The sequence below is a fragment of the Clostridium ljungdahlii genome, from assembly GCF_001636845.1.
In the GTDB taxonomy this organism is placed as follows: domain Bacteria; phylum Bacillota; class Clostridia; order Clostridiales; family Clostridiaceae; genus Clostridium_B; species Clostridium_B ljungdahlii_A.
In genome coordinates this window covers 62,700-85,259 of sequence record NZ_LITT01000063.1, presented here as the reverse complement: position 1 = coordinate 85,259, position 22,560 = coordinate 62,700, and the positions used below count along the sequence as shown (strand labels likewise).

General features: G+C 33.0%; 21 protein-coding genes, 4 tRNA genes and 1 pseudogene. 21 read left to right on the top strand and 5 right to left on the bottom strand.

Annotated features, from left to right (window positions below; translation table 11 throughout):
- Positions 1–19: 19 nt before the first annotated feature.
- Positions 20–1,417, bottom strand: a complete 1,398-nt coding sequence (locus WY13_RS18550; protein WP_063557055.1) for an aspartate ammonia-lyase — start codon at positions 1,415–1,417, stop codon at positions 20–22.
- 167 nt (positions 1,418–1,584) lie between these two features.
- Positions 1,585–1,881, bottom strand: a complete 297-nt coding sequence (locus WY13_RS18545; RefSeq protein WP_063557054.1) for a hypothetical protein — start codon at positions 1,879–1,881, stop codon at positions 1,585–1,587.
- A 176-nt stretch (positions 1,882–2,057) separates the two neighbouring features.
- Here WY13_RS18545 and WY13_RS18540 point away from each other — a divergent pair, with 176 nt between their 5' ends.
- From WY13_RS18540 to WY13_RS18530, 3 genes are all read left to right on the top strand, one after another.
- Entirely contained in the window at positions 2,058–3,461 is a 1,404-nt protein-coding gene (locus WY13_RS18540; RefSeq protein ID WP_063557053.1) for an NAD(P)/FAD-dependent oxidoreductase, read from the top strand.
- A 64-nt stretch (positions 3,462–3,525) separates the two neighbouring features.
- Positions 3,526–4,812 carry an adenylosuccinate synthase gene (locus tag WY13_RS18535; protein ID WP_063557052.1) on the top strand — a complete coding sequence of 429 codons (1,287 nt, stop codon included), beginning with the start codon at positions 3,526–3,528 and terminating at the stop codon, positions 4,810–4,812.
- Between the two features lie 418 nt (positions 4,813–5,230).
- Positions 5,231–5,986, top strand: a complete 756-nt coding sequence (locus WY13_RS18530; protein ID WP_063557051.1) for an acyl-[acyl-carrier-protein] thioesterase — start codon at positions 5,231–5,233, stop codon at positions 5,984–5,986.
- A gap of 24 nt (positions 5,987–6,010) precedes the next feature.
- On the opposite strand, the gene WY13_RS18525 is transcribed toward WY13_RS18530, so the two are convergent.
- Complete coding sequence (locus WY13_RS18525; protein WP_063557050.1) at positions 6,011–7,240, bottom strand: NAD(P)/FAD-dependent oxidoreductase; 1,230 nt, start codon at positions 7,238–7,240, stop codon at positions 6,011–6,013.
- 391 nt (positions 7,241–7,631) lie between these two features.
- On the opposite strand from WY13_RS18525, the gene WY13_RS18520 reads away from it, so the two are divergent.
- The 6 genes from WY13_RS18520 (at position 7,632) to WY13_RS18495 (ending at position 9,392) form a co-directional block, all read left to right on the top strand.
- Positions 7,632–8,012: a CoA-binding protein gene (locus WY13_RS18520; RefSeq protein ID WP_063557049.1), complete on the top strand. Its 381-nt coding sequence runs from the start codon at positions 7,632–7,634 to the stop codon at positions 8,010–8,012.
- 10 nt (positions 8,013–8,022) lie between these two features.
- Positions 8,023–8,838, top strand: coding sequence for a pyruvate, water dikinase regulatory protein (locus WY13_RS18515; RefSeq protein WP_063557048.1), 816 nt, complete (start codon positions 8,023–8,025; stop codon positions 8,836–8,838).
- Between the two features lie 225 nt (positions 8,839–9,063).
- A tRNA-Glu gene (locus WY13_RS18510) sits at positions 9,064–9,138 on the top strand.
- Positions 9,139–9,153: 15 nt separating this feature from the next.
- Positions 9,154–9,229: transfer RNA gene (locus WY13_RS18505), tRNA-Val, on the top strand.
- A 5-nt stretch (positions 9,230–9,234) separates the two neighbouring features.
- Positions 9,235–9,311: transfer RNA gene (locus tag WY13_RS18500), tRNA-Asp, on the top strand.
- A gap of 5 nt (positions 9,312–9,316) precedes the next feature.
- Positions 9,317–9,392, top strand: a tRNA-Thr gene (locus tag WY13_RS18495).
- A 50-nt stretch (positions 9,393–9,442) separates the two neighbouring features.
- Here the strand turns inward: WY13_RS18495 and WY13_RS18490 are convergent.
- The gene (locus WY13_RS18490; RefSeq protein WP_063557047.1) at positions 9,443–10,429 is read right to left on the bottom strand and encodes an ATP-binding protein; all 987 of its coding nucleotides are present in this window, start codon (positions 10,427–10,429) and stop codon (positions 9,443–9,445) included.
- A complete protein-coding gene (locus WY13_RS18485) occupies positions 10,422–11,420 on the bottom strand; it encodes a DnaD domain protein (protein ID WP_063557046.1) in 999 nt (332 codons plus the stop codon). Before WY13_RS18485 ends, WY13_RS18490 begins: the two co-directional genes overlap by 8 nt.
- 355 nt (positions 11,421–11,775) lie before the next feature.
- Here WY13_RS18485 and WY13_RS18480 point away from each other — a divergent pair, with 355 nt between their 5' ends.
- The 12 genes and pseudogenes from WY13_RS18480 to WY13_RS21410 all read left to right on the top strand — a co-directional run bounded on the left by WY13_RS18480 (position 11,776) and on the right by WY13_RS21410 (position 22,531).
- Positions 11,776–12,843, top strand: a complete 1,068-nt coding sequence (locus WY13_RS18480; RefSeq protein ID WP_063557045.1) for an NAD(P)H-dependent flavin oxidoreductase — start codon at positions 11,776–11,778, stop codon at positions 12,841–12,843.
- Between the two features lie 38 nt (positions 12,844–12,881).
- Positions 12,882–13,357 (top strand): annotated as a pseudogene (locus WY13_RS18475) (MarR family winged helix-turn-helix transcriptional regulator).
- Positions 13,350–14,330, top strand: a complete 981-nt coding sequence (locus WY13_RS18470; protein ID WP_063557044.1) for a beta-ketoacyl-ACP synthase III — start codon at positions 13,350–13,352, stop codon at positions 14,328–14,330. The pseudogene WY13_RS18475 and the gene WY13_RS18470 overlap by 8 nt, the downstream one beginning before the upstream one ends.
- Before the next feature lie 69 nt (positions 14,331–14,399).
- The gene (gene fabK / locus WY13_RS18465; RefSeq protein WP_063557043.1) at positions 14,400–15,338 is read left to right on the top strand and encodes an enoyl-[acyl-carrier-protein] reductase FabK; all 939 of its coding nucleotides are present in this window, start codon (positions 14,400–14,402) and stop codon (positions 15,336–15,338) included.
- Positions 15,339–15,359: 21 nt separating this feature from the next.
- Positions 15,360–16,298, top strand: coding sequence for an ACP S-malonyltransferase (fabD, locus tag WY13_RS18460; RefSeq protein ID WP_063557042.1), 939 nt, complete (start codon positions 15,360–15,362; stop codon positions 16,296–16,298).
- 10 nt (positions 16,299–16,308) lie between these two features.
- Positions 16,309–17,055 carry a 3-oxoacyl-[acyl-carrier-protein] reductase gene (fabG, locus tag WY13_RS18455; RefSeq protein WP_063557041.1) on the top strand — a complete coding sequence of 249 codons (747 nt, stop codon included), beginning with the start codon at positions 16,309–16,311 and terminating at the stop codon, positions 17,053–17,055.
- Positions 17,056–17,081: 26 nt separating this feature from the next.
- Entirely contained in the window at positions 17,082–18,320 is a 1,239-nt protein-coding gene (gene fabF, locus WY13_RS18450; RefSeq protein ID WP_063557040.1) for a beta-ketoacyl-ACP synthase II, read from the top strand.
- 2 nt (positions 18,321–18,322) lie between these two features.
- Positions 18,323–18,835 (top strand): acetyl-CoA carboxylase biotin carboxyl carrier protein, encoded by a 513-nt coding sequence (accB, locus tag WY13_RS18445; protein ID WP_063557039.1) that lies wholly within the window; start codon positions 18,323–18,325, stop codon positions 18,833–18,835.
- Between the two features lie 22 nt (positions 18,836–18,857).
- On the top strand, positions 18,858–19,313 hold the full coding sequence (gene fabZ, locus WY13_RS18440; RefSeq protein WP_013240784.1) for a 3-hydroxyacyl-ACP dehydratase FabZ: 456 nt from the start codon (positions 18,858–18,860) through the stop codon (positions 19,311–19,313).
- 24 nt (positions 19,314–19,337) lie between these two features.
- Entirely contained in the window at positions 19,338–20,681 is a 1,344-nt protein-coding gene (locus WY13_RS18435; RefSeq protein ID WP_063557038.1) for an acetyl-CoA carboxylase biotin carboxylase subunit, read from the top strand.
- Positions 20,682–20,782: 101 nt separating this feature from the next.
- Positions 20,783–21,658: an acetyl-CoA carboxylase, carboxyltransferase subunit beta gene (gene accD, locus WY13_RS21415; RefSeq protein ID WP_063557037.1), complete on the top strand. Its 876-nt coding sequence runs from the start codon at positions 20,783–20,785 to the stop codon at positions 21,656–21,658.
- Positions 21,659–21,685: 27 nt separating this feature from the next.
- Positions 21,686–22,531: an acetyl-CoA carboxylase carboxyltransferase subunit alpha gene (locus tag WY13_RS21410; protein WP_063557036.1), complete on the top strand. Its 846-nt coding sequence runs from the start codon at positions 21,686–21,688 to the stop codon at positions 22,529–22,531.
- The last annotated feature ends 29 nt before the right edge of the window (positions 22,532–22,560 follow it).

The window sequence follows — 22,560 nt, the reverse complement described above, 5'->3', positions numbered from 1 at the left end:
AAGTAATCTCCTCCAATATTTATTTGCCAGGTATACCTGGTTTTGTCAGCTGATATGGATTTATTATTTCATCTATTTTTTCCTTAGGCAGTATTTTTCCTTCATATAGAATTTCTCTTATAGTTTTATGATTTTTCAAGGCTTTCCTTGCAAGTTCACTAGCCTTATCATAACCTATGTAATGTACTAATGCAGTTACCAGTGCTGTGGAATTTTCAAGATTTTTTTTACAATTTTCTTCGTTTACTTTGATTCCGCTAATGCACTTTTCCCTAAATAGTGTAACTGTTCTTTCTAAAAGTTCTAGTGATTCAAGTAGACATTCTGCAATGAGCGGAGTGAATGCATTTAACTCCAATTGACCTGAACTGCTGGCCATAGTAATTGCTGTGTCGTTTGATATTACTCTCATACTTACCTGTGCCACCATTTCAGCTATGACTGGATTAACTTTTCCTGGCATAATAGTTGAACCTGCTTGTACCTTTGGAAGAATGATTTCTCCTATTCCTCCCCGGGGTCCCGAATTTAAAAGCCTTAAATCATTTGAGATTTTTAAGAGATTGCAGGCTAGGGACTTTAAAAGTCCTGAGACCTCAACAAATACGTCGCAATTTTGAGTAACGTCCATAGGGTAATCGGAACGGGCAATTCCAAGGCCGGTTAAGTCTTGAAGTATATCGGTTATCCTATATATAAATTTATTAGTTGCATTAAGACCTGTACCTATAGCGGTACCGCCTATGTTGATTTCCCTGAGTCTTTCTTCTACTTTATATATTCTCCATCTGTCTCGGGCGATTGCCTTTGCGTAAGCCCCAAAACCTTGTCCTACCATCATGGGAAGTGCATCCATTAGCTGGGTTCTACCTAATTTCAATATATCTGAAAAATCGTTTTCTTTAATTTGAAGCTCTTCTTGAAGATCGGACAGACAACTGCTTAACTTTCTTATGCGTCGTATAGCTGCAATTCTAAGAGCAGTAGGATAAACGTCATTTGTGGATTGAGACATATTAATGTCATTTAAAGGATGTACTAATGAATAGTCTCCCTTTTCGCCCCCTAGTATTTCTATAGCTCTATTTGCTATGACTTCATTTACATTCATATTTGTGGATGTGCCGGCTCCACCTTGAAATGCACTTAATTTAAATTGATCGTCAAATTTGCCGTCGATAACTTCTTCACTAGCTTTAATTATGGCATCAGCCTTTTCAATTTTAAGTTCTCCTAAATCTTTATTGACTAGGGCAGCTGCTTTTTTTATGAGTGCAATTTCTTTAACTAAATTTAAATTAATAGTTTTGCCCTGTAAATTAAAATTTTCTAAAGCTCTTTCAGTATTAATACCAAAATAGGAAGAGGTTTTAATTTCCTTTTCTCCAAGTAAATCTTTTTCTACTCTAAAGTTCACATTTTACCCCCCTTAAATAAGTTACTAACTAAAATTTAACTTATTAATATTTTATAACAAAAAAGGTAAAAATAAAATAGAATGCAATTTTGAAGGAAAATATAAAAATAAGCACTTAAATTTAACTAAGTACTTATTTTCAAGAGGTATAGAAGTATTAAGATTTACTAATCCCAGTCGTCAAAATCAATTGGAAATACAATCGGGAATATGAATGGAGAAAATGGGAATCCGTGTCTACGTCTGCGTCTACGTCTTCTTCTCCTTCTCCTTCTTCCACGTTGCCTGTATAGATCATCTCCTGATTCAGCAAAATCATCCTCTTCGTCCATGATTTCTGGATTGTAGGGGCAGTCATATACGGGGCAGTAATAATTAGGAGAAGCATAAGTATCTTCATCAGCACGATCATAATACTGGATGTTTTCTTCCTTATCCTTTGCGTTATTTTGACTGGTATTCATTTAATGCCTCCATAAGATTTATTATATTATCATAGTATGATGGAATAAAAAATTTGTTACCAAAAGTTTTATTATAGAGTTTTACGAATTTTATTATTATATTAATAAAAATTATTCGTACTTTTCTGTTGACTGTAACATGCAATTTTGATACCATATTGTAGGAGGGATGCTACTTGAAAGAAAAATATGATGTAATAATAGTTGGAGCTGGTCCTGCGGGAATATTTACTGCTTTAGAAATTACAAAGCTTAACAAAAATCTAAGTGTACTTATAATTGATAAAGGCAGAAATATAGAGGATAGAAAGTGTCCGGCTAGGATAAATGGAAAGTGTGTAAATTGCAATCCATGTGGTATCACTTCCGGCTGGTCAGGTGCAGGGGCTTTTTCTGATGGAAAGCTTTCTTTAAGCCCAGAGGTCGGAGGTAGAATTTTAGAGTATTTTTCAGAAGATGAATGTAAAAAATTAATAAAATATTGTGATGATATATATTTAAATTTTGGAGCTAACAAGGTTGTATATGGATTAAACAATGAAAATATAGATAAGGTAAAGTATGAAGCAAGCAAATATAATATTCGTCTTATACAGTGTCCTGTTAGGCATCTGGGAACAGAGTTAGCCTATGAAGTACTGAAAAAAATGTATTATCATCTTTTGGATAACACAAACACTGAATTTAGTGAACTTACTACAGTAGATGAGATATTAGTAGAAGGTGATAGTGTAATTGGAGTTTGTGTGGAAAACAAGGATGGTAAGAAAAAGGTTTTAGCGGATCATGTAGTAGTTGCTCCAGGCAGGGGCGGTGCAGAATGGTTTTCAAATCAATCCCAAAAGTTAAAATTAAAAACTACAAATAATGCTGTAGACATAGGTGTTCGAGTTGAGGTGCCAAATTCAATAATGGATCACTTGACTAAAGACTTATATGAAGCGAAACTTGTATATTACTCTGATACTTTTGATAATAAGGTTAGAACTTTTTGCATGAATCCAGGTGGTGTAGTATCAGAAGAACATTATGATGGTACCATAGCAGTTGTAAATGGACATAGTTATGAAGAAAAAGAATTGAGAACAGAAAATACAAACTTTGCAATGCTCGTTTCTACATCCTTTACGGAGCCCTTCAACCAACCTATAACTTATGGTAAGTATATTGCAAAGCTTGGAAATATGCTTACTGGAAATGGCATAATGGTGCAAAGACTGGGTGATTTATTAAATGGAAGAAGAACTGATTATTCAAGACTTAAAAAATCCACTACTATTCCAACTTTGAAATCAGCAGTACCTGGAGATTTAAGTTATGTTTTACCTCAGAGATATCTTACATCTATAGTTGAGGCACTAAAAGCTTTTAACAATGTAGCACCAGGACTTTATAGCAAAAATACACTTTTATATGGCGTGGAGGTAAAATTCTATTCTAGTAAATGTGACACAAATGATAAGTTTGAAACTTCTATAAAGAATCTATATGCCATAGGAGATGGTGCAGGTATTACAAGAGGACTTATGCAGGCCTCAGTAACAGGTGTAGTAGTTGGAAGGGATATAGTTAGCAAATAATTGTAAATTATTATATATTATTTTGAAAGATTTGGGTTATACAAAAAAAGGGGAGGAAATTCTCATGTCAGCATTTATTGTTTTAGGATCCCAATGGGGTGATGAAGGAAAAGGGAAGATGACAGATTATCTTGCAAAAGAGGCAGATGTTGTTGTTAGGTTTCAAGGAGGAAATAATGCAGGTCATACAGTTGAAGTAGGTGATAAGCAATATAAACTTCATCTTGTACCATCTGGAATATTGTATAAAGATAAGGTGAATGTAATAGGAAATGGAGTAGTGCTTGATCCAAAAGCATTATTTGAAGAAATGGATTATTTGAAAGACCTAGGAGTAGACATATCACCTGAAAATTTAATAATAAGTGATAGGGCTCAACTTATTATGCCGTACCATAAGGTATTAGACGGTATAAAAGAGAGAGCAAGAGGTAAAAAAGATATAGGAACTACAGGAAAAGGAATTGGACCGTGCTATACGGATAAAATGGAAAGAAGCGGCATAAGAGTTTGTGACCTTATGCACCAGAATATATTTGAAGAAAATCTAAAAGAAAATTTAAAAATAAAGAATGACATAATAACTAAGGTTTATGGAGAAAAGGCTCTTGACTTTGATACTATATACAATGAATATATTGATTATGCAAAGAAATTAGCTCCTTATGTTAAAGATATATCTGTAGAAGTATATAATAGTATAAAAGGTGGAAAAAAAGTATTATTTGAAGGTGCACAGGGTACTTTGCTGGATATAGATTATGGTACTTACCCTTATGTTACATCTTCAAGCACTATTGCTGGTGGAGTATGTATTGGTTCAGGAATAGGACCTACTATGATAACAGGAGCAGTAGGTATTGCAAAGGCCTATACTACAAGAGTTGGAAAAGGACCTTTCCCTACAGAGCTTTTTGACAAAACAGGAGAATGGATTAGGGAAAATGGGCATGAATATGGAGTTACTACAGGAAGAGCTAGAAGATGTGGATGGCTAGATCTAGTAATACTTAAGACTAGCAGCAGGGTTTCTGGACTTACAAGCTTTGCTATCACAAAAATAGATACTTTAGCAGGACTTGAAAAGGTAAAAGCATGCGTAGGATATAAATTTAATGGAAAAGTTATAGACTATGTACCTGCAAGCTTAGAGGATTTAGCTAAGTGTGAACCTGTATATGAAGAATTTGAAGGCTGGGGCAGAGAAATAGAAAATGCCAAAACTTATGACGAGTTACCACAGAATGCTAAAAAATATTTAAGTAGAGTAGAAGAATTTACGGGAACAAAAGTATCTATAGTATCTGTTGGACCAAGAAGAGATCAGACAATAGATGTAAGTGAAATATAGGGTTTCCAAACGAAAAATCAATTTATACTCCGGATATTTTTTACAACATTCAGCTCGTTAAATATTTTGATAAGGCTAAGCAAAAAATTTTGAAAAAATACTGAGAACTTTTGAAAACTCGTGCCTCAAACAATTCAAAAGTTCTAGATTTTTCAAAAATTTTTCCCTAAGCCTTATATACAAAATATTTAAAAGAGCTTCACTATTGTAAAAATATGCCTGCGTATAAGTCGATTTTTAAGTTAGAAAACCTATATAAAATAGATAATTGAAGTTATCACCCTTAAATAAATTTATTAAATTAAGTTTATTTAAAGGTGAATTTTTTATGTTTGGCAATTTTATTATACAGAAAAATGAAAATTATATTATAATATAGATGTGGTGAAAATACATAAGGTAAGGAGGGTAAATAAAATTGGAAAAGTTAGTTACTGAAAAAGAATACGAAGTCCAATACTATGAAATAGATTTTAGAAAGAAATTGCTTGTAACAAGTCTTATGAACTATTTTGAAGATGTATCTACAAAACAATCAGAAGACATAGGAGGAGGACTTGATTACTTAAAACGAAAAGGGGTAGCCTGGGTACTATATAAATGGGATATACATATTAATAGGCATCCTAATTATGGTGAAAAAATAGCAGTTCAAACTAAAGCATATTCCTTTAGAAAGTTCTATGGATATAGGACCTTTAAGGTTTTAGATGATAAGGGAAATGTCATTGCATCAGCCAATTCAATATGGCTTCTTATAGATAAAGAAAAACGTAAAGTAATTAGGATAACTAAAGATATGTATAAAATGTACGGTGTAGCTGAAAATGAGATAAAACCGTTGATTATTAAAAAGATAAAGTTACCAGAACAGTTTGACATAGAAAAGAGTTTTAATGTAAGGTATAGTGACATAGATACTAACAGGCATGTCAATAATGTTAAGTATGTAGATTGGATTGTAGAAACTATACCTCTTGATATAGTACTTAATTTTACTATAAAAAATTTAAATATAACTTATGAAAAAGAAGCGTTATATGGAGAAAAAATAAAAATATATACTGAACTGCAAAAGAAAGATAATAGTTATATATCTCTGCATAAGATAGTGGATCAAGAGGAAAAAGAATTATCAGTAATAGAAGCGGTTTGGAATAAAAATGAAGAATAAAAAGCAGAGAGAAAGGCTGATGAATTATGCTTCAGCAGCACTTTTCCCTGCGGTAAATCCTGAACTCCAGGCCCATTGTAAATTAAAACCACCACAGTCACCATCCACATCCAAAATCTCTCCTGCAAGATATAAGTTTTTTATTTTTTTCGATTCCAAAGTAATGCTGTTTACTTGAGAGGTGTCTACTCCTCCACAGGTAACTTGAGAATTTTTAAAGGAATTAGTATCATATACTGTAAATTCCCAGGATTTGAGCAAGTGGCATATATTCTTTTTCTCCTGCCAGTTTAATTCACTACATGATTTGTGAATATCTTCAACGGAGGATTCCTTTAAAAGTATAGGTATGATTTTTTTATTTATTACTCCTATGAAGGAGTCGAATATACTTCTGTAACCAAAAGTTCCCCAACGATTTTCTAAGAATTCTACTAAATCCTTTTCTTCAAAATCTGGAAGCATGTCAATTTTAATCTTAACGGACTTTTTACTAAATAAATTACAGGAGGCTATACGACTTATATCAAGTATAGGCGGCCCTGATATTCCATAGTCTGTAAATAATATTTCTCCATATTCTCTTTTTTGTATTGTATTATCCACAACTATGTATACATACCCATTGAATTTTACTCCTGATAGGGCTTTTAAATGATTATAGTTTAATTTCAACTGTACAAGGCCAGGAAGGGGAGGTATTATACTGTGGCCAAGGTTTTTACATAGAGTAAATCCTGAACCGTCAGATCCTGTATTAGGGGCAGATTTGCCACCTGTACATAATATTAGTTTATTACATTCATAAATTTGATCATCGCAGTATATTCTAAAGGATTTTTTATTAAAGGATATATTACCGACTTTTGAATTTAAATAAACAGGTATATTTCGATCTTCAATAGCCATTTTTAATATATCTAGTACGGAAGATGATTGAAGAGAGAGGGGATACATCCTTCCGTTTTCCAAAGTTGTAATTGGAAGACCTAGCGAATTAAAAAAGTTTATTGTATCGTCAAGGGAAAAACTATTTAAGACACTTTCAAAAAAATGAGTATTTTTACTGTGATATCTGCAAAAATTTATATTTTTATTAGTTATATTACATCTACCATTTCCAGTTGATAATATTTTATTTCCTATTCTACTTTTAGATTCTAAAATTGCTACGTCTTTTCCTCTGTCTTTTGCCGTAATTGCAGCCATGATACCAGAAGCACCTGCACCAATTACTATGATTTCATGAAACATGTAGACACATCTCCTATTTAACAAAATTCATTTATCCGATCGCTATCATTGCTAACACCCCCATCTTTATCAAAGTGGGGGATAAGCACTGTTACGCGCCTGGATAAGTTTTTCCCCTAAAGGATAACGTATTCTAAGTGCTAAAGACACTAAGAATACTGTTAATAAGGTTCAGCTGGAGAAAGTCATCCTTATAAGCAAGCTCCATCCGAACCTAAGAATCACTTGATAGTTATATTTTAACTTACTTGTACTTTTTTTAATACAGTTTGCAAAAAAATATATATTTAACTGCAGTTTGTAATATAATAAAGACAACATTATAAATATGAACGAGGTAAAATTTAATTTCTATAACCTTATATATTTTGTAAAAAGGAGTGTTGTCCAAATGGAAGCTGCTAATTTTCTATACTATAAGAACTGGGTGGTAGTTGGTGATGTGTCTAATGAAGAAAAATATGCTTTTAAAATATTAAGTTCTCTTAAGGGTGCAATGTATAATGCAGAGGGAGTGAATCCTAGAGATGCTAGTGGGAAGGTATACAGATCTTTAAGTGAAATACCTTTTAAAGTAGATGTACTTGATTTGTGCATAAATCCTAAGACTGGCATTGATATAGTTAAAAAAGCTTTTGAGATTGGCATAGACAAAATATTAATACAGCCAGGTGCAGAAAGTGAGGAAATATTAAATTTCTGCAGTAACAATGCAATTGATGCAGTAAAAGGATGTGCACTTGTAGAGCTTACGAAAAAACATAAAGCTTAGGGGGTTTTTTATGCTTAAAATATATGCAGTTTCTGACTCTATAGGTGAGACCGCAGAACTTGTTGCTAAAGGTGCTGCTAGTCAATTTTATTCAGAGATAGAAGTACACAGGGTACCTTATATAAAGAGTTATGAGGATGTAAATGAATTTATAAATGGGTTAGAAAGCAAAGAAAATATAATGGTTATATCTACAATAGTCCTTGTAGAAGTAAGAGAATTTCTGGTTCAAAGGTGTGTAGAATGTGGTATTCCTATAAATAATATTTTAGGACCTTGTATAAGTATGGTATCAAGGATACTAAATAAAATACCTGAATATAGGCCAGGTGCTGTATGGGAAATAGATTCTGAGTATTATAAAAAGGTAGAGGCAGTAGAATTTGCAATAAAGTATGATGATAGCAAGGATAATTCAGGAATAAAATATGCGGATGTTGTTCTTTTAGGTCTTTCTAGAACTTCTAAAACGCCACTTTGTATGTACCTTGCAAATAAGGGAATAAAAGCTTTGAACATACCGCTTATGCCAGAGGTGCCTGTGCCAGAGGAGCTGTTTGACATTGATAGAAAAAAGATTGTAGCCCTTACTATAGATCCAGTGCACTTAATAGAAGTAAGAAAACATAGAATAGATAGATATAATACTACATCTAATAGGTTTAAGTACGCAAATGAAGAAAGGGTTCTTCAGGAGCTGGAATTTTCAGATAAGATTATAAGAAGATTAAAGTGTAAGGTAATAGATGTGACAAAAAGGGCAATAGAGGATACAGCATTAATTGTAATGGAATATATAGGATACATGGAATCAAAAGGTTATTAAAGTACAAATTTTATTATAAGAAAGCTGTTTTTTGCTTTTAGATTCAAAATTATATAAGAAATTTAAAATTGTAAAATTGACCTAATGCGTTGATACATAAGGAATTGTGAAGAAAAGCTTAAAGATGTCCAATAAAATATCACAAAAAAGTATTGACACTTTATAAAAAATTTTGTATTATAGTGTATGTCAGGTCGTCAGGTACGACTTAATAAAACAGTATAAGGCCCCTTGGTCAAGTGGTTAAGACACCACCCTTTCACGGTGGTAACAGCAGTTCAAGTCTGCTAGGGGTCACCAAGAGTAAGTATATGTGGGCGCATAGCTCAGCTGGGAGAGCATCTGCCTTACAAGCAGAGGGTCACAGGTTCGAGCCCTGTTGTGCCCACCACATATGGCTCAGTAGCTCAGCTGGTTAGAGTGCCGGCCTGTCACGCCGGAGGTCAAGGGTTCGATCCCCTCCTGAGTCGCCATATGTGCTGGCATGGCTCAGCAGGTAGAGCAACTGACTTGTAATCAGTAGGTCGTGGGTTCGATTCCTACTGCCAGCACCAAAAATAAGAATGTATTTTTAAATACATTCTTATTTTTTTATTTAGATATTTTATTTGAAATTTTTATTTTGTATATTTTGTTTTATTCTTATGTCCTCTCCGAAAAACTTATATAAGGTAAATTCTCCAAGCAATCTAGATGAAATTCTCTCTGAATAGCATTTTAAAATTTCTTCTAAGTCATAATTTGTTGATACAAGCATTTTGCTTTGTTTCAATAGCTTTTTGTTTAAAAAGTTAAACAATTCAGTTTTAGAAAAATCGGTTATTTGTTCAGATCCTAAATCATCTATTATAAGTAAATCACAATTCATTAAAATATCTTCTAATTCTATGCTATTATTGAACCTTATATCCCTTAGGTCTTTAATCAAGGATTCAGAGGTTCTATAAATTACTAAAAAACCTCTGTCTATCAATTCTTTTGCTATACAATTTGATAAGAAGGTCTTTCCAGTTCCGGCAGATCCATAAAATAATAAATTTTCACTGCAGTTAGAAAAGTTTTCTATGTATTTCCACGATGTGGATGCTATTATTTCTATATTTTTTCTAGGACTTGTAGGGTTTCCCTCATTTTTGGTGGAGGAATATAGCTGGAAGTTAAAGTTATCGAAGTTATTCTTAGCTAACATATTTTTGAAGTCAGAATTACTGTAGTAAAGTTCAATAAGTTTTTGTTTGTAGCAGTCGCATTTTTTGTTCCCAATGAATCCAGTATCTTTGCATTTATCACATTTATATGACATATCTAAATAATTTACAGGATAATTATTAGATGTTAAAATATGAGCTTTTTTTATCCTTAAATCTGAAATTTTTTGGTGAAGTTCTTTTAAGTAAATATCCTTGTTTGAGACATTATTTAATATATTTATTGATAATTTTAAGGAAAGTCTACCTATTTGATTTTGTATGCTTAATACTTCAGGTAGTTTTTTTTTAATTTCTTCCTTTCGAAAGCCTAAAGCTTTTCTATCATCGTCTCTTATTTTTTCATATATTTTCATTATATTAGAGTGATAGCTCTTAATCATTCTTATCCCATCCTAGTAGTTTTTTCTCTAAGTCTTTAAAGTCATAGTTTCTCTGTTTAAAATTGTTGAAAGTTCCTTTTGAACTTTTATTTTCTGTAATGCTTTTTACATTTTTAAAATTGCCTTTGTTTACTTTCTTTAAATCCTTTTTTTCTATATCTTCTAATGTTTTAATTTTATCTTTATTCCAGCTTGTTAATATTCCGTCAATATATTTAAAGTCAGCCTTATTTATTCTTTGAAAGCATATGTCACAAGCCTTATATATAATCTCAACTGAGAAATTGTAAGCTTGAATCCATTTAGAAAGTAAATCCTCTTGAGGCTTCATTATTTCTCCATCTTTTATACCAAGATATCCTAAAATTTTTCTTATTTTAATCCATTTATCTTCATGTTTTTTTATAAAAGCCTGGGCATCATTTATATCTTTTATTTTAGCGTCAAACCAAGATATTGCAGTTTTTTCTATATATCTGCTGTTGGTTTTTCCCTTTAAAGCACAATATTGAACTAAAAGTAGTATAATCTCTGGAGAAAAATTAAAATCATTTAACCAACTTATGTACATAGTCATTTCTTTTGAAGATAAGGTCCTACCTAAGGATTTTTCTATATCTTCAAGCATATCTTTAATAGAAGTTTTATTTAATTCTTCAAGTAAATTTATATCATCTTCTTTTTCATTGTCTCTATCTGATAAATCTAAGAATTCTATATTATAGTTTCCCATATTGTCAATGGGTACCATTTTAATAACATTTTCGTCATTCCAGTAGTTCCAAGCGTTTAATACATCCGTTTCTAAAAGATGCAAAGCACTTGCAACAATTTGAGAGCTAACTCCTAATTCGCCTGATTTGCAATATTTTAGCCCAAGCAGGTATACTTTAACAAATTCCCCTCGGGCTTTAGGCATAAACTTATCTATAAAAACGTTGCTTACAGGAGTATAATTAGCTTCAGAAGTCTTAAATACAAAAGTACTCATACATTTTTTACCTACCTTTATAAGCTTTGTTTTAAAAAGCTATCATATAAATATTATAACAAAATATAAAAAGTATAACAATGTAATACTTTTGGAATTATTTTCTATATTTAAGTTTACTAACTTTTCAATTTATTATATTATAAAGATTAAAGGCATAGTTTTAAACTATTTTGTTTTAATATTATATCAAAATTACTTGATTATACTAAGGCAAATAGGATAAAATTAGGTTTTAGGATATAGTAGTCTTTAATCTTAAAATTTTAAGATGCTGGACAGTTAAAAGTTTTTAATATATACTTTGAATATCAAAATATTCGAGTATCAAAAATTATTTGAAGGAGGGGGTCACATGAAATTACCTCCATTAATCATAGGAGATCTAAAAGCTAAAATACCTATTATACAAGGTGGAATGGGTGTAGGAATTTCCCTACATAATTTAGCACAGGCAGTAGCAAATGAAGGTGGTATAGGTATAATTTCTACAGTACAGATAGGATATAGAGAACCAGATTTTGAAACTAGCCCAACGGAGGCTAACCTTAGAGCATTGAGAAAGGAAATACAAAAAGCTAAAGAATTAAGCCCCAAAGGTATAATTGGAGCAAATATTATGGTGGCTATAAATGATTATAATGATATGGTAAAGACTTGTATCGAGGAAAAAGCTGATATTATAATATCCGGAGCAGGACTTCCACTTAATTTACCTAAACTTGTTGAGGGAAGCAGCATAAAGATAGCACCTATAGTTTCTTCAGGAAAAGCAGCTTCTCTTATAATTAGACACTGGTTGAAAAAATATTCTAGACTTCCGGATTTAGTAGTAGTAGAAGGACCTAAAGCTGGGGGACATTTGGGATTTCATTTAGAACAATTGCAAGAAGGAAAAGAATGCTTAGAAGATATAGTGTGTGAAGTAATCAAAGTAGTTAAATATTTTAGAGAAAAATATAATAAAAATATTCCTGTAGCAGCAGCTGGTGGAATATATACAGGAGCGGATATTGCAAAATTCTTCAAATTAGGTGCAGATGCAGTACAGATGGGAACACGTTTTGTGGCAACTGAAGAATGTGATGCTAGTATAAACTTTAAAAAGGCATACATAGATTCAAAAAAAGAGGATATAAAAATAATAAAAAGTCCTGTAGGGCTTCCTGGAAGAGCTTTAAGAAATAAGCTTATAAGGCAAGCTGAAGAAGGAAGAATTGCGCCTAAAAGGTGTTACAATTGCTTGAAGAAGTGTAATCCTAAGGAAACTCCTTATTGTATATCCAGAGCACTGATCAATGCTGCTAAAGGAAATATAGATGAAGGGCTTATTTTTGTTGGAAGTAACGCTTATAGGGTAAACAAAATTGTAAAGGTTAAGGAACTTATAAAAGAGCTAGTTTTAGAAGCAGAAAGTATTTGATATAAGTGGCTTAAATTAATTGTCAAAGTGGTGATCTAGTGAACAAAGGTATAAATGTTATAAATGAATTGTTAGTAGATCTTTTTAACGATATTCTAGTAATAGAACAAAAATCCCTTCAATATGCAACATTTAAAGATTTATCTGTTACGGAGGTACACACTATAGAAGCTATAGGCATGTATAAACCAAATAGAATGAAAGATGTTGCCTGTCAACTAGATATAACTCTGGGAACCTTAACTACGGCCATAAATCGTTTAGAAAAAAACAATATGTTACACGAATAAGGAGTAAAGAAGATAGAAGAATTGTATACATACAGTTGACCCAAAAAGGGAAACTTGCATTTAGAGTTCACCATAGATTTCATTCTAATATGGTTGAAGAAATCTTAGGAGAGTTAACGGAAGGAGAAGAAGAGGTTTTAATTAAATCACTGGAGAAACTCAATAATTTCTTCAGATCAAAGTATAATCTAAAAATTGGATCAAAGGAGAAGAATAATGAATAAAGTAGAAATTACAGGTACAGGAAGCTATGTTCCTCCCAAGATTGTGGATAATAATGATCTGTCTCTCATAGTAGATACCAGTGATGAATGGATAACAAGCAGAACAGGGATAAAGGAGAGAAGGATATCTCAAGGAGAAGATACCTCAGATATGGCAACAAAAGCAGCTATAGAGGCAATTAAAGATGCTAAAATAAGTGTAGAAGATATTGAACTTATAGTACTTGCAACTGTTACTCCAGACAGCTTTATGCCTTCTACCGCTTGTATAGTTCAGAAAAATATAAAGGCAGTAAATGCCACATGTTTTGATGTATCGGCAGCTTGTTCAGGTTTTGCATATGCAATGGATATTGCAGTTCAATTTATAAGGGCTGGAAGGTTTAAAAATGTTCTTGTCATAGGAGCAGATACATTTTCTAAAATACTTGACTGGAAAGATAGAAGCACTTGTATATTATTTGGTGATGGTGCGTCAGCTGCATTTTTGCAAAGTGGAGAAGAAGATCAGATACTTTCAACTTATACTGGATCAGATGGAAGTAAGGGAGATTCATTAACATGTCCTGCGGTAGCTGTAAACAATCCTTATGTTGATGGTGTTATAAGCCCTGTTAAGAGTGTAGTTGGAATGGAAGGAAGAGAAATATTTAAATTTGGAGTAAAAGTTTTAGAAAAATCAGTTAAAGCTCTGCTTCAACAGGCTGATTGTACTTTAGAAGAAATTAAATATATAATTCCTCACCAGGCAAATTATAGGATAATAGAATGTGCAGCAAAAAAACTTCAAATAGGTATGGATAGGTTTTACATAAATTTAGATGCTTATGGCAATACTTCCGCTGCAAGTATAGGGATAGCTCTAGATGAAGTTCGCAAAAAAAACTTAGTTAAAAAAGGAGACAAAATACTTATTGTAGGTTTTGGAGGAGGATTAACCTATGGAGGATTTATATTAAAGGTAAATTCATGATTGATATAAAACTCTGGAGGTTAAGAATGATATTAGGAAAAATTAAAGAGGATAAAGGGAGGTTAATTTATGATTAATTCTGTATTTTCAAATATGGTAGGAATAAAGTACCCAATTATTCAAGGAGCAATGGCTTGGATTGCAGACAGCTCTCTAGCAGCTGCGGTGTCAAATGCAGGAGGACTTGGAATAATTACTGGAAATGCACCACTTGAATGGGTAAGAGATGAAATACGAAAGGCGAAAAAACTTACAGATAAACCTTTTGGCGTAAATATAATGCTTTTATCAGAAACAGCTGAAGCAGTAGCTAAGATGGCATGTGAAGAAAAGGTTAAAGTTGTAACTACTGGAGCAGGAAATCCAGGAAAGTACATAGATATGTGGAAGGAAAATGATATAAAGGTTATACCTGTTGTGGCATCTGTAGCATTAGCTAAAAGAATGGAAAGGGCAGGAGTGGATGCAGTTATTGCAGAAGGTTGTGAATCTGGGGGACACGTAGGAGAGCTTACTACTATGGCATTAGTACCTCAAGTAGTAGATGCTGTAAGTATTCCTGTAATTGCAGCAGGTGGTATTGGAGACGGAAGAGGTGCAGCAGCTGCTTTTATGTTGGGGGCTCAGGGGATACAGCTTGGAACTAGATTTTTAGTTGCAAATGAATGTACAGTCCATAAAAATTATAAAGAGAAAGTTTTGAAAGCAAAAGACATAGATACTCAAGTTACAGGCAGAGCTACAGGTCACCCTGTTCGTGTTCTTAGAAACAAACTAGTTAGAAAATTTCAGCTTTTAGAAAAAAATGGGGCATCTATGGAAGAATATGAGAAATTAGGAAGAGGAGCTTTATCAAGAGCAGTTCGTGAAGGAGACGTAGATAACGGTTCTGTTATGGCAGGTCAGATAGCAGGACTTGTATTTAAAGAACAAAGCTGTGATGAGATTATTCAGGAAATATTTAAAGAAACTCAAGAGAACTTAAAAAGAGTTCAAAATATGTTTTAAAAATAATATTTGGAGGTATATATGGGTAAAATAGCTTTCTTATTTTCGGGACAGGGAGCCCAGTACGTAGGTATGGGAAAAGACCTTTTTGAAAATATAGATGTATGTAAAAATGTGTTTAAAGATGCGGATGAGGTATTGGATTTTTCAATAAGTAATCTGTGCTTTGAAGGTCCGGAAGAAAATCTAAACAAAACTGAAAATACCCAACCTGCAATTTTAGCTACAAGTATAGCAGCTTTAAGAGCATTGGAGGACTTTGGAATTAAGCCTGATATAGCAGCAGGTTTAAGTCTTGGTGAGTATTCAGCTCTTGTATGCAGTGGTGTTATGGGATTTAAAGAAGCAGTTTCCCTAGTTAAAAAGAGAGGAAAGTATATGCAGGAGGCAGTGCCTGAAGGTATTGGTACAATGGCTGCAATACTAGGATTAGATTATGCAAAAGTGGAAAAAATATGTGAGGATAGTTCTACTTTTGGTATAGTTGAAACTTCAAATATGAACTGCCCGGGTCAGGTAGTAATTGGAGGAGAAATAGAAGCGGTAAAAGCTGCTTGCAAGCTAGCAAAAGAGCAAGGAGCTCGCAGAGCTATAGAGCTTTCAGTTAGCGGACCTTTTCATACTTCTATGTTGAAGCCAGCAGCAGAAAAGTTAGAAGGAGAATTAAGTAAATTATCCCTTAAGGAATTTTCTATTCCAGTTGTAACAAATGTTACAGGGGAGGTAATTGAAAAACTAGATAAGGTAAAACCTTATTTGAAAAGGCAGGTTATGAGTACCGTACTCTTTGAAAAAAGTATAAATACTATGCTTGAAGCAGGGGTAGATACTTTTGTAGAAATAGGGCCTGGAAAAGTTTTGAGTGGATTTGTAAGAAAAATAGACAGAAAAGCCCTTATATTAAATGTTCAGGATATTAAATCATTAAATTCTACTGTGGAAGAATTAAAAAATAGATAGGAGAACTAAAATGGATATTGTTAGTAAAAAGGTAGCGGTAGTCACAGGTGGAGCTAAAGGCATTGGAAGAGCCATTGCACTTAAATTAGCAGAAGACGGATTTAATATAGTAGTTAATTATAGAAGCAGCTTAAATTCAGTAGAAGAAGTAATAGGTGAAATTAAGGAAAGAGGTTCTGAAGCTATTGCAGTGCAGGGTGATGTAAGTATATTTGAAGATGCAAAAAATATTATGAAGCAAGCAGTAGATACTTTTGGTAGAATAGATGTACTCGTAAACAATGCAGGAATAACTAGAGACGGACTGATACTTAGAATGAAAGAAGAAGACTTTGATAAGGTAATAGAGGTAAATTTAAAAGGAGCCTTTAATTGTATAAGACATGTAAGTCCTATAATGGTTAAACAGAGAAGTGGTAAAATAATAAGTATATCTTCAGTAGTAGGAGTTACAGGGAATGCTGGCCAAGTAAACTATTCTGCAGCAAAAGCTGGAATAATAGGTATTACAAAATCTACAGCTAGAGAATTAGCATCAAGAGGAATAAATGTGAATGCTGTAGCACCTGGTTTTATAAAAACCGATATGACAGAAGTTCTTTCAGATAAAGTTAAAGATACTACATTGAATAATATACCTTTAAAAAAATTTGGAAGTGCTGAAAATGTAGCAAACGTAGTAGCTTTTTTAGCATCCCCTAGTGCAGATTATGTAACAGGTCAGGTAATAAACGTAGACGGTGGAATGGTAATGTAAAAAATTTTTAAGGGTTGGTGAAAGATATGAAAAAAAGAGTAGTAATTACAGGGCTCGGGGCAATTACACCAGTAGGAAATGATACCGATACATTTTGGAATAATATAAAAAATGGAGTTTGTGGAATAGATTTTATTAAGGCTTTTGATGCAGAAAATTATAAAGCAAAAGTTGCAGCTGAAGTTAAAGGATTTGATCCACATGAACATTTAGACAGAAAAGAATCAAAAAGGTTTGACAGATTTTGTCAATTTGCTATGGTTTCAGCAATGGAAGCTGTAGAAGATTCTAAACTTGATATTGAAAGCGTAGAGAAAGAAAGATTTGGAGTAGTTATTGGTTCAGGTATAGGTGGAATAGGAACTATAGAAAAACAACATTCTGTGTTAGAGGAAAAAGGACCTAATAGAATAACTCCTTTATTTATACCGATGATTATAAGCAATATGGCTGCTGGAAATATAGCTATAAAATTTGGAGCTAAGGGACCATGCAGCAATATAGTTACAGCTTGTGCCACAGGTACAAATTGTATTGGTGAAGCTTTTAGAATGATTAAAAATAATCTTGCGGATGTAATGATAGCAGGTGGAACTGAAGCATGCATTACACCATTGTCTATGGCTGGATTTGCTGCAGCAACTACTTTAACTAAGAGCACAGATCCTAAAAGAGCATCTGTTCCTTTTGATAAGGAAAGGGATGGATTTGTAATGGGAGAAGGTTCTGGTATATTGATATTGGAGTCATTAGAACATGCTCAAAAAAGAGGAGCTAAAATATATGCGGAATTAGTTGGATATGGTTTTACATGTGATGCATATCATATGACATCACCAGCACCAGGTGGTGAAGGTGCAGCAAGAGCTATGAGCCTTGCTATAGAAGAAGCTGAAATTGAAAAAGAAGAAGTATCTTATATAAATGCTCATGGAACAAGTACAAAGATAAATGATAAAGTTGAAACAGAGGCAATTAAAAAAGCTTTTGGAGATTATGCTAAGAATATACCTATAAGCTCTACAAAATCAATGACTGGACATTTGCTTGGAGCTGCAGGAGCAATAGAGGCTATAATAAGTGTTAAGGCTTTAGAAGAAGGAATTATACCTCCTACAGTAGGATATAAAGTTCAGGATGAGGAATGTGACTTAGATTATGTTCCAAACAAGGCAAGAGAAGCTGAGCTTAAATATGTTATGTCTAATTCTTTAGGATTTGGTGGACATAATGCAGTGATTTTATTAAAAAAGTGGAGTGAGTAAATATGGACTTTAAAGCAATTGAAAATATGATAAAAACTATGGATGATTCAAAGCTTGGATATCTAGAAGTTAATTGGGATAACGTATCTATAATTATGAAAAAGCAGGGCGAAGAAGGAAACATAAAACAGGTAAACATAGTAAAAGAAAATGGAGAAAATGTAAAACCTGTTTTTGAAAAACAAAGTGACAAAATTGAAATAAAAGAAGATAATATAGATAAGGTTAAAAAAGCTGAGGAAAAAAAAGATGACAATATAGAAGATAACAGTATAAAAGAAGTAAAGTCACCTATAGTAGGTACTTTTTATAATTCGTCAGGACCTGAAAAACCTGTTTTTGTAAATGTAGGATCTAAAGTAAAAAAAGGAGACACTCTGTGTATAATAGAAGCTATGAAACTTATGAATGAGATTCAAAGCGAGGTAGATGGAGAAGTAGTGGATATTTTAGCTAAGAATGAACAGATGGTAGAGTATGGTCAGCCACTATTTAAAATAAAAACTGAAGCTTAATAGATGAGGGAGGAGAATACTTATGGAACAAGATGAGTTTAATGTGAATTTTGGAATAAATGAAATAAAACAAATTATTCCTCATAGATATCCATTTCTTTTGTTAGATAAGGTAACATATATGGAGCCAGGTAAAAAAGTTATAGCATATAAGAATGTTACTGCTAATGAATATTTTTTTCAGGGACATTTTCCAGAAGAACCTGTAATGCCTGGAGTACTTATAATAGAAGCATTAGCTCAGGCTGGAGCTGTAGCTATTTTAAGCAAAGAAGAATTTAAAGGAAAAATAGCTTTCTTTGGAGGAATAAATAAGGCAAAATTCAGAAGAAAGGTAGTGCCTGGGGATACACTTAAATTAGAAGCAGAGATTGTAAAAATTAAAGGACCTGCAGGAATTGGAAAGGCAGTAGCCTATGTGGAAGGTAAAAAAGCTGCTGAAGGTGAATTGTTGTTTATGATAGGAGACAAAAATTAAATTGTCAGGAGTTGAATTTTAAAAGTGTTTAATAAGATTTTGATTGCCAATAGAGGAGAAATAGCAGTTAGGATAATTAGAGCTTGCAGGGAAATGGGAATAGAAACTGTAGCAGTGTATTCAGAAGCAGATAGGGATGCACTTCACACTCAGATGGCAGATGAAGCCATATGTATAGGACCGGCGTCTCCTAAAGAAAGTTATTTAAACGTACAAAATATAATAAGTGCCACAGTTTTATCAGGAGCGCAAGCAATTCATCCTGGATTTGGTTTTTTATCTGAAAACAGTAAGTTTGCAAGCATATGTGAACAGTGTAATATTACTTTTATAGGACCTACTCCGGAATGCATTGACAATATGGGCAATAAGTCTAATGCCAGAGATATAATGGGAAAGGCAGGAGTTCCTATCGTTCCAGGGTCAGATGGTGCTATAAAAACAAATGAAGAACTTTTGGAAACTGCAAGAAAAATAGGATATCCTGTTATGATAAAAGCCTCTGCAGGCGGTGGTGGACGTGGTATAAGAGTTGTATATGATGAATCCGAGATTATAAAAAATTATGAAAATGCTAAAGCTGAAGCTAGTGCAGCCTTTGGAGATGATACTATATACTTGGAAAAGTTTATAGAAAGGCCAAAGCATGTAGAAATTCAGATACTTGGAGATAATTTTGAAAATGTAGTTTATCTGGGAGAAAGAGACTGTTCCATGCAGAGAAGAAATCAAAAAGTAATGGAAGAAGCACCCAGCAAGGTAGTTACGGAAGAACTTAGAAAATCCATGGGAGAAACAGCTGTAAGGGCAGCAAAGGCTGTACATTATAATAATGCTGGAACTGTAGAATTTCTTTTAGACAAAAATAATAATTACTATTTCATGGAGATGAATACTCGTATTCAAGTAGAACATGCTATAACAGAAATGGTAACAGGTATAGATCTTGTAAAAGAACAGATAAAAATTGCAGCAGGTGAAAAGTTGGATTTTTCTCAAGAGGATGTGAAAATAACCGGCCATTCTATAGAATGCAGAATAAATGCAGAAGATGTAAAAAGAGGTTTTATGCCTTCTCCAGGAAAGATAAAAGACTTATATGTACCTGGAGGTTTTAATGTAAGAGTAGATAGTGCAGTGTACTCGGGATATAATATTCCTCCCTATTATGATTCTATGATAGCAAAGCTCATTGTATATGGAAAAGATAGAGATGAGGCTATATGTAGAATGAGGAGAGCCCTGGGAGAATTTATTATAGAAGGAGTTAGTACCAATATAGACTTCCAATTTGAACTCATAGATAGTAAGGAATTTATAGAAGGAACTTATGATACAAAGTTTATAGAAAATAATTTCAAGTATTAATTCCTTCCTTTATTTGTAGTAAAATAGTTATATTGCTTTACTATAAAATAAATTGACTATTTACGATTTGGTGGTCAATCTTATAAGAGAGGTGATAAAGCTTGTTAAATAAATTCTTTAAAAAAACAAAATATATTACAGTTAGTCAGAGGGCTTTAAATAATATCCATGAAGATTTAGATTCAAAGCCAAGTATACCAAATGGAATGTGGGTAAAATGTGATGGATGTGGTAAGGTACTGTATAAGCAAGATTTGGAAAAAAATAATAGAGTATGCCAGTATTGCAAGCATCATTTTAGGATGAATGCTAAAGAAAGAATAGATCTTATAACAGATAAGGATAGCTTTTGCCAATTTGATGAAAACATGACATCTACTAATCCTATAGGATTTAAAGGATATGAAGATAAAATCAGCAATATGCAGAAAAAGACTAATCTCAAAGAAGCTGTAATTACAGGAAAGGGTACCATAGGAGGAGAGTCTGCAGTAATTTGTGTTATGGATAGTAATTTTATGATGGGAAGTATGGGTTCTGTAGTAGGAGAGAAAATTACCAGAGCTGTAGAAAAAGCTATTGAGTTAAAAATACCTCTAATTATTTTTACAGCTTCTGGAGGAGCCAGAATGCAGGAAGGTATTTTTTCATTAATGCAGATGGCAAAGATAAGTGGAGCTATAAACAGGTTGAATGATGCAGGACTTTTATATATATCGGTTCTTACAGATCCTACTACTGGTGGAGTTACAGCAAGTTTTGCTATGCTTGGCGATATAATTTTAGCAGAACCTGGAGCACTTGTGGGATTTGCAGGAAAGAGAGTAATAGAGCAGACCATAAAGCAAAAACTTCCTGAGGGATTTCAAAGTGCAGAATTTCTATTAAAACATGGATTTGTAGATAGTATAGTTTCAAGGGAAAATTTAAAGAGTACCTTGAAGAAGATATTGTATATTCATAATAGGAATAGGTAAATTTTCTAAATGAAAGGAAGCTCTTATATGGAAAAATTGGAAAAGGTTCAAAAAATTTTTAATAAAAAATTTGAGAGTAAAAATGCGTGGGATAGAGTTACTTTAGCTAGAATGATAGAAAGGCCAACTTCACTTGATTATATAAATAGAATATTTGACTCTTTTATGGAGCTTCATGGAGATAGATATTTTAATGATGATCCTTCTGTAGTAGGAGGCATTGGATTGTTAAATGGTGAGCCTGTAACCATTGTGGCCCAGCAAAAAGGTAGGAATACACAGGAGAATATAAAGAGAAATTTTGGTATGCCGGAGCCTGACGGATATAGAAAAGGATTAAGACTCATGAAACAGGCAGATAAGTTTGATAGGCCTATTATATGCTTTGTAGATACGCCTGGAGCCTTTTGCGGCATGGAAGCAGAGGAAAGAGGACAGGGAGAGGCAATAGCCAAAAATCTGATGGAGATGTTTAATTTAAAAGTACCTATAATATCTATAATAGTTGGAGAAGGTGGAAGCGGAGGTGCTCTTGCTTTTGCTGTAGCGGATTCAGTTTGGATGCTGGAGAATTCTATATATTCTATTTTAACCCCGGAAGGTTTTGCAGGTATACTATGGAAAGATGCTTCCAAAGCTAAGGAAGCAGCTGAGATTATGAAAATTACAGCTCAAGATTTAAAAAAATACGGTATAATAGATAAAATATTAAAGGAACCTGCAGGAGGGGCACAAAAAGATGTAGATAAAATGTCCGACACCATAAAAGAAGAACTTATAGAAAAAATAGGTATACTTAGGAAAAGATCTAAAGAAGAGTTACTCGAGGAAAGGTACAATAAATTTAGAAAAATGGGTAAGTTTATGGAATAAGTGGATTTTAGCTATTTAATTTTATAGGG

Coding starts and splice junctions, on each gene's coding strand:
- WY13_RS18545 (WP_063557054.1), bottom strand. CDS start 1,881: ATGAATACCAGTCAAAATAACGCAAAGGATAAGGAAGAAAACATCCAG.
- WY13_RS18535 (WP_063557052.1), top strand. CDS start 3,526: ATGTCAGCATTTATTGTTTTAGGATCCCAATGGGGTGATGAAGGAAAA.
- WY13_RS18525 (WP_063557050.1), bottom strand. CDS start 7,240: ATGTTTCATGAAATCATAGTAATTGGTGCAGGTGCTTCTGGTATCATG.
- WY13_RS18520 (WP_063557049.1), top strand. CDS start 7,632: ATGGAAGCTGCTAATTTTCTATACTATAAGAACTGGGTGGTAGTTGGT.
- WY13_RS18515 (WP_063557048.1), top strand. CDS start 8,023: ATGCTTAAAATATATGCAGTTTCTGACTCTATAGGTGAGACCGCAGAA.
- WY13_RS18490 (WP_063557047.1), bottom strand. CDS start 10,429: ATGATTAAGAGCTATCACTCTAATATAATGAAAATATATGAAAAAATA.
- WY13_RS18485 (WP_063557046.1), bottom strand. CDS start 11,420: ATGAGTACTTTTGTATTTAAGACTTCTGAAGCTAATTATACTCCTGTA.
- WY13_RS18480 (WP_063557045.1), top strand. CDS start 11,776: ATGAAATTACCTCCATTAATCATAGGAGATCTAAAAGCTAAAATACCT.
- WY13_RS18470 (WP_063557044.1), top strand. CDS start 13,350: ATGAATAAAGTAGAAATTACAGGTACAGGAAGCTATGTTCCTCCCAAG.
- fabK (WP_063557043.1), top strand. CDS start 14,400: ATGATTAATTCTGTATTTTCAAATATGGTAGGAATAAAGTACCCAATT.
- fabD (WP_063557042.1), top strand. CDS start 15,360: ATGGGTAAAATAGCTTTCTTATTTTCGGGACAGGGAGCCCAGTACGTA.
- fabG (WP_063557041.1), top strand. CDS start 16,309: ATGGATATTGTTAGTAAAAAGGTAGCGGTAGTCACAGGTGGAGCTAAA.
- fabF (WP_063557040.1), top strand. CDS start 17,082: ATGAAAAAAAGAGTAGTAATTACAGGGCTCGGGGCAATTACACCAGTA.
- accB (WP_063557039.1), top strand. CDS start 18,323: ATGGACTTTAAAGCAATTGAAAATATGATAAAAACTATGGATGATTCA.
- fabZ (WP_013240784.1), top strand. CDS start 18,858: ATGGAACAAGATGAGTTTAATGTGAATTTTGGAATAAATGAAATAAAA.
- WY13_RS21410 (WP_063557036.1), top strand. CDS start 21,686: ATGGAAAAATTGGAAAAGGTTCAAAAAATTTTTAATAAAAAATTTGAG.